Origin of the sequence: Mesorhizobium sp. B2-6-2 (assembly GCF_006440615.1) — a bacterium.
GTDB lineage: Bacteria > Pseudomonadota > Alphaproteobacteria > Rhizobiales > Rhizobiaceae > Mesorhizobium.
Map to the genome: position 1 here is coordinate 253,471 of NZ_VFUG01000001.1, position 12,474 is coordinate 265,944.

Consider the following 12,474-nt stretch of genomic DNA (forward strand, 5'->3'; position numbering starts at 1 on the left):
GCTTTTCTCCTGATCAGTTTTTCACTGGGATCGAAATTACTCGTGCTAGAAAGCCTCTGATCGCTTCGAGCGTCTTTTCCTCGTCTGCCGTGGGTTCGAAGTCCGCCGACCAGACGACAGTGCTTGTTTTGGCGCCGTTGTCTTCGACCTTGAGTTCGGCAACGTAGTTGCGAACCGGCGTCGAGGTCTTTTCCATCCGATACCGGTAGACGTGGCGATCTGGCTGCATTTCAAGCAACCGCTCGGTCTGTCGACTCCCATCACGAGTTTCGGCGATCCGGAGGCACGCATAGCGCGGCGCTCAGTATGTCGACCAGCAACTTGCCGCAACGTCGATCCGGATCGCGATCGGGGTCATAGATCGTCACCTCCATTCCAATCACGCGCGGGTCGGCGCACCACGTGCGTAGCGCCTCGACGGCTTCTGCCGGCAAGAACCCTCCGGGTTCGGGTGTATCGACGGCAGACATGATCTCGCTGTCGAGTACATCCACATCGAAATGGATAAACACGCCCTCGACGGCATCTCCGCCGACCGCGTCAAGGGCGGCGCGCGCCGCGTCGCTAACGCCGCGGCGGCGCACCTCGGTCAAGTCCATTCGCTGCACCTGCGTGTCGAATAGAGCTTTTGACGTGTACGTCGCCGGGTCCCGCAGATCTCGATAGCCGAATGCGATGATATCAGCTTCCTGGAACAGAGGCGTGTGCTCGCCGAAGTCGACCAGAGGAGCCGGCCCGTGACCAGTTACAAAAGCCAGGTCCATCCCTGCCGCGCCCTTCGACGGCGACGTTGCCGGAAGCTTGAAATCGGTGTGGCCGTCAAAGAAGATCAGACCGTAGCGGCCACGCCGGCGCAGGGCGAGAGCGGGGCCGAGCAGGACGCTGCAGTCGCCGCCAATAACGAGAGGAAATCGTCTGGCATTCAGCTCCTCGCCCACAGCGTCAGCGAGCGTCTCGGAATAGCGACGGAGCGCGGGCGCATTGCGTACGCCGGTTGTCGCATCGATCTCGGGACTATAGGGCGGAGCGGAAACTGTCCGCGAAGACTCTGCCCCCAACCGCTCGCTGATGCCGAGCGACTGAAGCACGTCGGGCGCTTTCCGCGCGCCAGGCTCGCGCTCGCCGGGCTGCGGCATGAGCCCAAGGTTCGAGGGTGCTGCAATCAGCGCGATTCGGCGCGTTGCCGTCGCATCGGCTCGCATCACTGTGTTGAATGCCATCCCGGTTCTCCTAGTCATGTCATTGGCTGTACTTAGCAACCGATCCTGCCGACTCTGTTTCCGCCGCAAGGTTCTTCAGTGCAGTGAAGTAGATAGAGTCAGCTGCCGTTGTCGGGCCGTGGATCCGCTCCTCTTCGGCTGTCAACAGGTCGACGAGGAAGGTGGCGAGGTTCGCCTCGTTCAGCCTTGCTGCCACGTGGCGATTGCGCGGGCTGTGGCGGCTGCTTCCGCTGCCATGGGCGAAGAGCACAAGGCCAAGAGCATCCGGAGGCAACGAAAGATTGCCCTGAAGTGTGACAGCCCCCGCGGCAACATGCACGACGTGCTCGCTACGCCAGTCCATATCCACCTCCGCTATGGCGATCTGGCGCCGCGCGCCGAACCCGCGGCGGCGTGCCCAGCCAACTCTTCTTCGGAAGCGGCAGTCTTGTCGGAAGCGGCAGGCTTGGGCACGGACCTGGCGAGGAGCGCGCGGACCTCTTCATCGCTCGTCTGTGAGAAATCCATATACCAGCGCCCGACACCGAGCAGCGGCTCTGGCGTCGTCGCGCAAACGACTTCGTCGGCGTCCGCCCGCATCGCGTCGCAAGTGTCGGGGCTACCGACGGGAACGGCCGCGACGATATGGGCGGCGCGGTTTTTTCGCAGCGCCTTGATCCCCGCCCGCATGGTCGATCCGGTCGCGAGCCCGTCATCCACCAGGATAATGGTCCGTCCATTCAACTGCGGCGGGGCCCGCCCGGTCCTATAGAGGCGCTCACGGCGCAGAAGCTCTTTTTCCTCCTTTGCAGCGACCGCGTCGATGACCTGTGGCGGGATCGCGAGACCGCTGACGATTTCGTCGCTCAGGACACGCACGCCTGAGGGCGCGATTGCCCCCATGGCCAGTTCCTCGTGGCCGGGGACGCCGAGCTTGCGCACGACGAAGACGTCGAGCGGTGCCTTGAGCGCCTGCGCGACTTCGTAGCCAACCGGCACGCCGCCTCGGGGCAGCGCCAATACGATCACGTCGTCGCGCCCGGCAAAGCGAACGAGTTTCCCGGCCAGTCGCCGCCCGGCCTCGCGGCGATCTGTAAAGATGGTAGCCATGGCCTTCGATCCCCGTGCATCTGCTTTCCCGGTGCATGTCCTTTCACCCTGCGGCCACTCCCGTGGGATGACCGCGGCACCGGTATCGTTTTGGAACTCGCTCGCTGTCTCGACGTTCCAAGAATAGTTTCGATCGCGAGGTGGATCGAGCAGACCGCGATCCGTGCTCCGGACGCCTGGCGATCTCGCGATGCGCAGCAGAGGCGGGTTTGGCGCCTCAGCAATCAGAGAGAGGAACATCCCATGCAAGTTCAGGAGATCATGTGCCGTCGGACCGAACTGGTCGGCCCGAACACGACGATCAGGGATGCCGCCCGGAAAATGCGGGCCGACAATCTCGGCGCCCTTCCGGTCGGCGAGAATGACAGGCTGGTCGGCATGGTGACGGACCGCGACATTGTGATGCGTGGCGTCGCCGAGGAGCGCTTAGCCGGCAACACGACCGTTCGCGAAGTCATGTCCGAGCATGTCCATTGGTGCTTCGACGACGCCGATATTACGGATGCAGCGAAGATCATGGCCAAGCATCAGGTGCGTCGTCTTCCGGTGATCAACCGCGACAAGCGTCTCGTCGGCGTCATTGCTCTGGCTGACCTCGGGCGGGCCGATGAGGAAGCCGCCAAGATCGCCCTTGAAGGCATTTCCGAGGCGACGGACGATCCTCGGCGCTAGAGCAATTCCAGGAAAAGTGCGTAGCGGTTTTCCGTCCGGAATTGCGTAAAAACAAAACTGAGAGCGGTTTGGCGATTCCGTGAAACGCTGAACCGCTCTAGACGCTCGCCTGAGCGGTTACGGCCATGCGTTCTCCTCCGTCGGGGCTGAACGCCGCCTGCTCAGGCAGCCTTCAGTTTGGCCACTATCGCGCTTTCACGTCTATGCGGCGTGTCTTGTCCCTTTGCAGCGGGGTTCTTCGGAAGCTCGACAGCCGACAAGAATGCGCATCGGGACATGCCATCGCGGAACAACGGGCCGGCATGGCTGTTTGGTCAATCCACCCAGTCGGATTTGAACGGAAGGAGGATTTCGATGAACGCCACCGGACTCGACGTATTCGACAAGACACTGCAGACCACGAACATCTGGCTCGACGAGATCATGGACGAGATTGGACCGGATCGGCAGGTCGCCTGGCACGTTCTCGGAGCGGTGCTGCACGCCCTGCGCGACCGTATCCAGCCGGATCTTGCAGCCCACCTCGGCTCGCAATTGCCGATTCTGGTTCGTGGCGCCTTCTATGACCAATACCAACCCTCCAAAGCTCCCGAGAAGGTGCGGTCGCTCGACGAGTTTCTGGCCAAGATCAAGGCGGAGCTTGAAGTCATCCGCCCGCTTGATTCCAAGGATGCATTCAGGGCCGTGTCCAAGGTGCTTGCCCAGCATGTCGAAGAAGGACAGATGCACAAGGTCTGGGACTCCCTGCCAGGAGAGATCAGACGGGTCGCCGAAGCTCAGCAAGCGGCGTGAACGGCGCCGGCGCGGGTTTCTCGGTCGCAATCTCCAGGGGAAATAGCAATGCCGCTCACCCTTATCAGCCCGGCTTTCCCGGCAGGCGGAAAAATTCCCGAAAAATACGCGCGCGACGGCCGGAACGTCTCGCCGCCGCTGAAGTGGTCCGGTGTTCCTGACGGTGCCAAGAGCCTTGTTCTTGCCGTGCAGGATCCCGATGCGCCAAGCGGGACTTTCGGGCACTGGGCGGTCTTCAATATTCCGCCGGATGCCGGCGGACTCGCCGAAGCTGAAGATGGCAAGCCCGGCCCGTCGGCACTCAGGCAAGCCACCAACGATTTCGGCAATGCCAATTACGATGGTCCGCAGCCGCCTGCGGGGCATGGCGTCCACCATTACCACTTTCGGCTGGCCGCGCTCAATGTGCCGAGCCTCAGCGTACCGGGACAGGCGGGCGTGCATCAGGTCTGGAAACAAGCCCAGAAGCACGCGTTGCAGGAGACGGAGTTGGTCGGAACCTATGAACGGCCAGCATGAGGCCGGTGGCATCGCTCGCCGCCTTCACGGCGGTCGCCTTCACAATGCAATCCGGGCAAGCGGTTTTCGGGCGGGGCCGTGGATGACCGAACCGTCGGCGGCAAAGATCGAGCCGTGGCAGGGACAATCCCAGCTGCGGTCAGCATTGTTCCAGGATACGGTGCAGCCTTTGTGGGTGCAGGACGCCGAAACCGCCTGGAGTGCACCTTCGGCGTCTCTCCACGCCGCAATCTTTTCGTCTCCCCTGACAATCACGCCACCCATGCCGGGCGCGATATCGTGCGTGCTCGAGACGATCGATTGACTGCGGCCATTCTTGTGGAAGTCCTCGGGATAGGGCCGCGCCGGATCGTAGAGTTTTTGCCATCGGCTTGGGCGGGTGCAGATCAGGTCGGCGATCATCGTGCCCACGACCGTTCCGTTGGTGATGCCCCAGGCGTTGAAACCGGTGGCAATGTGGAAGCCGGCTGCCTTGGTGGGATCGGGTTCGCCGGCGTATGGGATCCTGTCGGCCGTGTCATAGTCCTCATTGCACCAGCGCCACGCGACATCACCGACGGGAAGGTTCTTTCTCGCCCATCTTTCCAGTGCGACGAACCGCCTCGCCACGTCGCCATCCCAGCCGGTGTTGAATTTGGGGCCGAGCGCGACCAGCAGTGGACCTTCGGCATCACGGCCCGTGCGGATGGAATGCGTCGGATCGTCGATGCCGATGAACATCCCGTCGACAGGGAGGGGATCACCGATCCGAAAGGCCATGGCGGTGTGGCAGCGCGGTTGCGTCCGGTTCGCCATGCCGACGGGACTCTTCACCGTCATGTTGGTGGCGACAACGACGTCCCCGGCATCAACGACGCCGCCATCGGTGACGACGCGCCAGCGGCTTGCCTCGTCGATCGAGGTGGCGCGGCTGTTTTCGAAGATGCGACCGCCATGGCCTGTCACCGCTGCCGCCAAGCCAATCAGATACATCGTTGGATTGAACTGCGCCTGGTCGGGGAACCGTAATGCTGCGGCCGTTTCGAAAGGCAGTGGCGCGCGCTTGAGGAGATCGGCCTCCAGCCCGACCTGGCGTGCGGCCTCCGCCTCGGCCACGACCTCCGCGCGCCGGCTTTCACTGCAGGTGTAGGTATAGGCGTCCTTGCTCTCGAGATCGCAGGCGATGGCGTAGGTGTTGACCCAATCGCGGATTTGTTGCGCGCCAGCGGAATTCGCGTCGGCGTAGTCCTGGGCCAACTCCCGGCTGACAGTGTCGATGAGATGACGATAGATCAGTGCATGCTGCGTGGTGATCTTGGCCGTCGAGCGGCCGGTGACCTGGCCGCCTGTCCGCAGGCCTTCGAGGACGACCACCGACCGGCCCGCCTCGCAAAGGCGAAGCGCCGTCGTCAGGCCGACAATTCCAGCCCCCACGACAACGGCGTCCGCACGGACCGAACCTTCGAGCCGGGGAAAGTTCGTGGCAGTGGCTGCCGCAACCCAACAGCTTCCCGGTTTTCCCAAGAGAATGGTCATTTCAACCGCGTCCCTTGCGTCTCGATGCGCTTCCATCGACAACCGGACCGGCGGAGGAACGTTCCCGGGGTTCGTCTCTTTCAGTCGATCCCTCGCCACCCCGGGTCAGAAAAGCGCCGGGAAGGTGCGAGGTGCAGGCCATCACCCAAGTGATCGCCTCGCGGTCGTATTCGTCGCCCGAGCGCCAGTCCTCGAAGAAGGCGTTCAGCCTGTCGACACGCCCCGGCCAGATACCGGCGGCCTGCAGGCCGAGTGAAACGCCGTAATTGGTGAAGGCGAACTTGGTATCGCCCAGCCATGGGGCGCGGCTGAAATAGCCGGGCGGGTCGACCCACATCGTTTCCAGGGTTCGCAGCGAACGCCTCTTCTGCGCCTCTGCCCACGGCTCGTCGGGAAAGAAATGGGCGAGCCACAGCATCATGCCCAGGCCGAGGTCCTGCTCGATGTCGAGGGTGCGCCAATCCCGCTCCATCAGGTCGCGCATTTGCGCGATCTCGACCGCCAGTGCGTCCTCACCGAGCATCCGGTAAGAGACGTAGCCGTCATAGGCATCCATGCTGCCGAGACCGTAGCCAGGATATGGGCCGCTCAGATCCTCCTGCATCTTCCAGATCACGCCGCGGCCGGGGATCACAAAGGCCGGGTGAATGTCACGCGCCAGCGCAATGCCGCGCTTGCGGTATTTCGGCTTCAGATCGCCGAGACGCGCCAAGGCGAACAGCCACATCGCCAGATAATGGAAATACTGGCCGTCGCGATCCGCCGCCTCGCCGATCCTCAATCCGCGCCGGCGGCCTAGAACACGCTCGACATCGGCCACCAGCCGGTCGGCCGCGCCCAGCCAGCGCTCTTCGCCAGTTTCTGTGTAAAGCGAGACATAGAGCACGACGCCGAATGCATCGGTCCAAAGATACCGCAAGCCGTTGGGCCAGATGCCTTCGGCGCGCAGCCAATCGAGTTTTCGCAGGACATAGTCGACGTCATGCAACATTGCGCCAAAGTCCTAAAACTGGCGGAACTGGCCTGTATTCGGCGCCGCGCGATTGCGAGCACGCCGAATTTCAAGCTCTCCTCCGTCCGGTTGATCGGGCCAATATCGCGAAACGATCTGATCGGCGGCGGGTTCCTTGGCCGCTTTCCCCGGCGCGAGCGGGTATCGTCGTCTGATCACGAGTTTCGGGTCCAGGCACTCATAACGGGATGTGCGAGGTTGCCAGGCGTTTCGGGCCTTTCGATCGGGGAGGCAAAGTTGCGACGCCGCCAAATCGAATTGAAGTTGGCGAGGCCGCAGCCGAGCGCGGTTCTCAGCGCTTACGCCGCTCAACCCCGAAGGACTTCAGCAAAGCAAAGCCTAGTGCTAACTACCTGTTATGCGATGAGAAATTGGCGCACCCGACAGGATTCGAACCTGTGACCTCTGCCTTCGGAGGGCAGCGCTCTATCCAGCTGAGCTACGGGTGCTTCCCGGGAAAACGAACCGGCCGGTGAGCCGGCCAGCCCAAGGCTTCATAGCCGAAGCCGCCCGTGGCTTCAACGGCCAATTGGCGATTGTGCGGCGGCTTGAGACGGGTTGATTGTCTCACTGATAGCTTTCGGACATGGCGCTCCCCTCGCCGTCGCGGCTTCGCCAAGCCAGCAAGCCGGGGCGAGCCGCGGGTCTCGCCGCCGTTCGGACGTCCCATTTTGTCGAGGAACCCAAGCTCTGCGGCTTCACCCCTCCGCCTCCACCTTCGCCACCCTCCTTCTCACCGCCCTTGTCGCCCGCTTCTGCTTCTTTGCACCCGCCAGCTCGTGCATGGCGTCCAGCTGCATCTGCTGCATTTCGGCCAGCCGCTGCCATTGGCGCGAGATCAAATAGTCGAGCTTTTCGTGCAGGTGGCGCACTTCGAGCTCGGCTTTCAGGTTCACCCGGTAGTCGTTGAAGGAGCGCAGCCGGTCTTTGGCTTCCTGCCGCTTCTGGCTCATCATGATCACCGGCGCCTGGATGGCGGCGATGCAGGAGAGCAGAAGGTTGAGCAGGATGAACGGGTAGGGATCGAAGGCGTGCGCCAGACCGGCGATCAGGTTGATGCCGATCCAGACCAGAAGCACGGTGCCGAACGAGATCAGGAACCACCAGCTGCCGCCGAACTCGGCCATCGTGTCGGAGACGCGGTCGGCGAAGGAGCGGTGCTCCTCGAACTCCTCTTCGGAGTTTTCCGAGATCGTGTCTTGTCTCGCGATCGATTCCACCACCTGGCGGTCGAGTTCGGAGAACTCGCCATGCTCCTGCTGCAGCAACTCCTCCATGTAGCGCATGCGGTAGCGGCCGAGCTCCTCGCGGCTGATGCGGGCGCCGCGCGGCAGGTCGGGATGGTCGGAGCGGATGCGGTCGGCAAGGCTGGGCCGCAGGTCGTCGATGCGCACCAGGTCGCGCTTGCGGAACTTACGGCCGCTGATCGCCGAGGGTTTTTTCTTCGGCTTGATCCGGCCGGGCACATGCGGTTCGGAATCCGGCACTTCCGGCGCTTCGAGGATCTCGTCGGCTCCGTGCTGGGCATCCTCCAACACGGTTTCCGCCTCGAGATATTCGCCGGCGACGTCGTTCTCGTTGTCCGCCTGCTTCTGCGCGGCTGCCTTCGGGTCGCTGGCCATGGTCGGTGCTCCTGTTCGAGGCTTTGCGATACGATACGCCAAGCCGGCGCGGCATATCCATGGCCAGTATGAATCTCGTGTGACAGAACAAGTTCTTGTGATTGGGCGGGCAGGGTAAGGAGCGCACGGCGATGCGCGCAATTGCATAGCGCAGCGACGCCCCCCACTCCGTCTCGGCTTCGCCGATCCACCTCTCCCCCGCTCCGCGAAGGAGAGGAAAGGGCGCGGCGCTATTTCCTCTCCCCCTACCTTTTGGTGGGGGAGAGGTGCCTCAGGCGAAGCTCGAGACGGAGTGGGGGAGCGCCGGCCGCGATTATTCGCGCGGCCGGCGACAAAATCTGGAGCAGCACGCCGCCTCCAATCCGCACAGGCCGCACATGATTAAGCCCCCTGGCGCAATTGTCTCCGCCGCCTGGCCTTGATCCAGATCAAGCTGGCCCCTGTGGCGGGCCTGATAGGCTGACTATATCGAGATCAGGCCTGACCGTTCAGGCTCCCGCCACCTGGGCCGCGCGCAGCGCCCTGCAAATGAGGGACCGCCACCATGTACAAGAAAATCCTGATCGCCACCGACGGTTCGGAACTGGCCCAGAAGGGCGTCGCTCACGGGCTGGAGCTGGCCAAGGGGCTCGGCGCCACCGTGGCCTTCGTCACCGTCTCCGAGCCGTTCCCGACGCTGGCCTGGGGCGGCGCCATGGCCGGCTATGTCGCCGCCGACGAGCTCACCAATTACGAGGAAAGCGCGCGCAAATATGCAAGCGAGGTGCTCGACAAATGCAAGGCCGAAGCCGATGCCAAGGGCGTGGCCTCCAAGGGCGTCCACGTCGAGAACAAGGCGCCGGCCGAGGCGATCCTCGAGGTTGCGGGCGCCGAGGGCAGCGACCTCATCGTCATGGCCTCGCACGGCCGTCGCGGCCTCGGCCGCCTGGTGCTTGGCAGCCAGACGGCGGAGGTGGTGTCGCTGACGACGATCCCGGTGCTGGTGGTTCGGTAGGCTCCGCCCGGCGGAGCGGCGTGAGAACGAGATAGGCAGCGATCCTTCGCGCCCCCCTCTGTCCTGCCGGACATCTCCCCCACGAGGGGGGAGATTGGCGGTTTCGGCGCAGGGTCACTCCTGCAACGTTGGTGATTAGCGAAACCGGCGGCGCCGGCTGATCTCCCCCCTCGTGGGGGAGATGTCCGGCAGGACAGAGGGGGGCGCTGTCCCGCCGGCGTCTCAGACTTTCTCGTCCGCCCCGCCGCTCTACTGCGCCGGCAGCAGCAGCGGCGAACTGGGCGACGCCAAATCCGGCGAAGGCAGATCGGACGCCGCTTGCCCTGGCGGCGGCGAGGCAGGCGCGGCCGGCGGCGGCAACCCCGGCAATGCCTGATCCGACGGCGGCAGTCCAGGCAAAGCCATGCCGGGCAGGGGCGAAGCCGGCTGCTGCCCGGAATACATCAGCCTGGGCTGGCCGGCATCGGCGATCGCCGGCCCCATGCTGCGCTGGATCAGCGCCTCGACATGGTCGTTGCGCTGTCGCGCGCTGTCGGCGCCCATCACCACCACGATCAGATGTCTGCCGTCGGCATTGTAGGAGGTGACGATGTTGTAGCCGGAGGCACGGATATAGCCGGTCTTGATGCCGTCGACGCCGCGCACGCGTCCCAGCATGTCGTTGTGGCCGCGCACCAGCCGGCCGCGGAACATGAAGTCGCTTTCGGAGAAATAGTGGAAATGCTGCGGAAAGCGCTTTTCCAGCGCCATGCCCAGCACCGCCATGTCGCGCGCCGTGGTCACCTGGCCGTCGTCGGGCAGGCCGCATGCATTGCGGAAATTGGTGGCGGTCATGCCGAGCTGGCGCGCCTTGGCGGTCATCATGGCGGCGAACTGGTCCTCTGAGCCGCCGCCCAGATATTCGCCCACCGCCACCGCCACGTCGTTCGCCGACTTCACCACCATGGCGCGGATGGCGGAATCGACGTCGATCGTCTCGCCGCGCCGGAAGCGCAGCTTCGTCGGCGGCTGCGAGGCGGCGTGGTCGGAAACCGGAATCTGCGTCTGCTTGGTGACGCGGCCGGACTCCAGCGCCTCGAACAGCATGTAGAGCGTCATCATCTTGGTCAGCGACGCGGGATAGCGCTGCGACCTCGAATTGACCTCGAACAAGGTCTTGCCGGTCGAGGCATCGACCACGATCGCCGCATATTTCTGCGGCTGCGCCGGGACAGCGAGCACGCTTTCCGGCGGCGCGGCCGTGGTGCAGCCGGCGACCAGCAGGAGCAGGGCCATCGCGGCGATGAGTTTCTGGAGGAAAAGGAAGGGTCGGGGCAAGACGGTTCTAAAGCTGTTGCTGAGATGCGGCGAAGCTAACGTACCGCATATGCCGCGTCCAATGGGTTAACGGCGGCAATAAGGAATTTGCCCAGGTTTTGGAGGTTCGAGCCGTCGCCGAAGCTGCCAATCTCCCCTTGCGGGACCCCTTGTGGGGAGGGTCGATCCGCGTAGCGGATCGGGGTCGAAAGAATTCTTTCTTTGAGCCTCCACCCCGTCGACCGGTCTCCGCTTTGCTCCGACCGCTCGCCGACCATCCTCACAAGGGTGAGGAACAGATGCAAATTGCCAATCGCCCCGCTTGCGCATCCGCCATCGCGCAGGCTTTTCTTGCGCCCGAAAGATTCGGGGAGAGGCATTCATGGACACGCTCACCATCGGCGCAAAGGGCATCTCGGTTTCGCTCGATCTCGCGGTCGGTCACATTAGTGCCATGGAGGTCGAGGCCGAAGGCCGCCTCCTGAAGCCCGTGCACCGCGCGCCTTGGGTCGGCTCGCCGCGCGAGACATTGCCCGCGAACCTCCCCGAAGGCACGGTCCACCTGTCCGGCGATTTTCTCTGCGCGCCTTTCTCCACGAGCGACGTCGAGACCGCGCCCCTGCATGGCTGGCCGGCCAACAGCGAGTGGGACGTCGTCGACAACGGGGCGGTTCCCGCAGGCTGGCGCGCCGTCTTCCGGCTGCGCCGCAAGGTCATGGGCGCCACTATCGACAAGGTCTTCACGCTGCGCGACAGCCATCCCTTCCTCTACCAGGAGCACATCTTTTCCGGCGGCGCCGGCGCGATCTCCGTCGCCCATCATCCGATGACGGTCATGCAAGGCGGCGGCCGGCTAGCCTTCTCGCCGAAACGCATGGCCGTCACGCCGCCGATGCCGCTCGAGCCCGATCCGGCGCGCGGCTGCTTCATGCTGGCCTATCCGGCTCGCGCCACCGACCTCACAAAGGTCCCGCTCGCCGCCGGCGGCACAACCGACCTCACCGACTACCGCATGGAGGACAGGCGCGAGGATTTCATCACCCTGGTCGAGGCGGATCACGGCGGCCCGGGCTGGACGGCGATTGCCCGCCGCGCCGAGCAGGATCTGGTTCTGGTGCTGAAGAACCCGGCCGAGCTGCCGGTCACCATGCTGTGGTTCTCGAATGGCGGCCGCGACTACGCGCCCTGGAGCGGCCGTCACGTCGGCGTGCTAGGCGTCGAGGACGGCCGCGCGGCCGTCGGCCACGCCGCTTCGCTGGGCGACAACTGGTTGAAGCATGAAGGCGTGGCCACAGCCTTCGCGCTCGCCGAAGGGCGGTCGGTGTCGTTCCGCCATGTCATCGGCGCGGTTCCGTTCGCGGACGTGGAGCCGCCGAGCGGCCTGGACCAAGTGAGTGATCGATTGCGCATCCGTGCCCAGAATATTGCGGTGAAGGAGGTGCCCTTCGACGGGGAATTCCTGCGCATCGGGCGCTCGTTTGCGGCGTAAATTGGGGCAGCGCGTCCGGAAATTTCGTCATTCCAGGGCGGAGCAAGGAGCGGAGCGACGCGCGCAGACCCTGGAATCCATGCCGTGACCTTGGCCGAGGGATGCAAACGGCGCAGAATTCTGAACCGCAACAGCGCTCGCTCGTCACGGCATGGATTCTCGGGTCTGCGCGCGTCGCTTCGCTCCTTGCTCCGCCCGTGGATGACGAAGGGACAGGCGTTCCGAGCCAATCTCGAAGGCGGAGACGCCAACAA

At 64.1% G+C, this 12,474-nt stretch carries 12 protein-coding genes, 1 tRNA gene and 1 pseudogene; 5 read left to right on the forward strand and 9 right to left on the reverse strand.

Annotated features, from left to right (window positions below; genetic code table 11):
- Positions 1–13 precede the first annotated feature (13 nt).
- From FJ419_RS01360 to FJ419_RS01375, 4 genes are read right to left on the reverse strand one after another with little or no spacing between them, the layout of a single operon-like run.
- On the reverse strand, positions 14–229 hold the full coding sequence (locus tag FJ419_RS01360) for an SRPBCC family protein (protein WP_246679123.1): 216 nt from the start codon (positions 227–229) through the stop codon (positions 14–16).
- A 31-nt stretch (positions 230–260) separates the two neighbouring features.
- Complete coding sequence (locus FJ419_RS01365; protein ID WP_181170575.1) at positions 261–1,220, reverse strand: arginase family protein; 960 nt, start codon at positions 1,218–1,220, stop codon at positions 261–263.
- Positions 1,221–1,239: 19 nt separating this feature from the next.
- Entirely contained in the window at positions 1,240–1,563 is a 324-nt protein-coding gene (locus FJ419_RS01370; RefSeq protein ID WP_140686915.1) for a hypothetical protein, read from the reverse strand.
- A gap of 11 nt (positions 1,564–1,574) precedes the next feature.
- A complete protein-coding gene (locus tag FJ419_RS01375) occupies positions 1,575–2,309 on the reverse strand; it encodes a phosphoribosyltransferase (RefSeq protein WP_140686916.1) in 735 nt (244 codons plus the stop codon).
- A 243-nt stretch (positions 2,310–2,552) separates the two neighbouring features.
- On the opposite strand from FJ419_RS01375, the gene FJ419_RS01380 reads away from it, so the two are divergent.
- From FJ419_RS01380 to FJ419_RS01390, 3 genes are all read left to right on the forward strand, one after another.
- On the forward strand, positions 2,553–2,981 hold the full coding sequence (locus FJ419_RS01380; protein WP_140545638.1) for a CBS domain-containing protein: 429 nt from the start codon (positions 2,553–2,555) through the stop codon (positions 2,979–2,981).
- Positions 2,982–3,335: 354 nt separating this feature from the next.
- The gene (locus tag FJ419_RS01385; protein ID WP_140686917.1) at positions 3,336–3,773 is read left to right on the forward strand and encodes a DUF2267 domain-containing protein; all 438 of its coding nucleotides are present in this window, start codon (positions 3,336–3,338) and stop codon (positions 3,771–3,773) included.
- 48 nt (positions 3,774–3,821) lie between these two features.
- Positions 3,822–4,292, forward strand: coding sequence for a YbhB/YbcL family Raf kinase inhibitor-like protein (locus FJ419_RS01390; protein WP_140686918.1), 471 nt, complete (start codon positions 3,822–3,824; stop codon positions 4,290–4,292).
- Positions 4,293–4,331: 39 nt separating this feature from the next.
- Here the strand turns inward: FJ419_RS01390 and FJ419_RS01395 are convergent, their stop codons facing one another.
- The 4 genes from FJ419_RS01395 to FJ419_RS01410 all read right to left on the reverse strand — a co-directional run bounded on the left by FJ419_RS01395 (position 4,332) and on the right by FJ419_RS01410 (position 8,441).
- Positions 4,332–5,807 (reverse strand): FAD-dependent oxidoreductase, encoded by a 1,476-nt coding sequence (locus tag FJ419_RS01395; protein WP_140686919.1) that lies wholly within the window; start codon positions 5,805–5,807, stop codon positions 4,332–4,334.
- 1 nt (position 5,808) lies between these two features.
- Positions 5,809–6,798 (reverse strand): hypothetical protein, encoded by a 990-nt coding sequence (locus FJ419_RS01400; protein ID WP_246679098.1) that lies wholly within the window; start codon positions 6,796–6,798, stop codon positions 5,809–5,811.
- A 393-nt stretch (positions 6,799–7,191) separates the two neighbouring features.
- Positions 7,192–7,268: transfer RNA gene (locus FJ419_RS01405), tRNA-Arg, on the reverse strand.
- A gap of 249 nt (positions 7,269–7,517) precedes the next feature.
- Positions 7,518–8,441, reverse strand: coding sequence for a DUF1003 domain-containing protein (locus tag FJ419_RS01410; RefSeq protein ID WP_140545619.1), 924 nt, complete (start codon positions 8,439–8,441; stop codon positions 7,518–7,520).
- 544 nt (positions 8,442–8,985) lie between these two features.
- Here FJ419_RS01410 and FJ419_RS01415 point away from each other — a divergent pair.
- The gene (locus FJ419_RS01415; RefSeq protein ID WP_140686920.1) at positions 8,986–9,435 is read left to right on the forward strand and encodes a universal stress protein; all 450 of its coding nucleotides are present in this window, start codon (positions 8,986–8,988) and stop codon (positions 9,433–9,435) included.
- 480 nt (positions 9,436–9,915) lie between these two features.
- On the opposite strand, the pseudogene FJ419_RS01420 reads toward FJ419_RS01415, so the two are convergent.
- Positions 9,916–10,710 (reverse strand): annotated as a pseudogene (locus tag FJ419_RS01420) (D-alanyl-D-alanine carboxypeptidase family protein); the annotation flags it as partial.
- Between the two features lie 403 nt (positions 10,711–11,113).
- Here FJ419_RS01420 and FJ419_RS01425 point away from each other — a divergent pair.
- Positions 11,114–12,220, forward strand: a complete 1,107-nt coding sequence (locus FJ419_RS01425) for a hypothetical protein (protein ID WP_140686922.1) — start codon at positions 11,114–11,116, stop codon at positions 12,218–12,220.
- Positions 12,221–12,474: the final 254 nt, after the last annotated feature.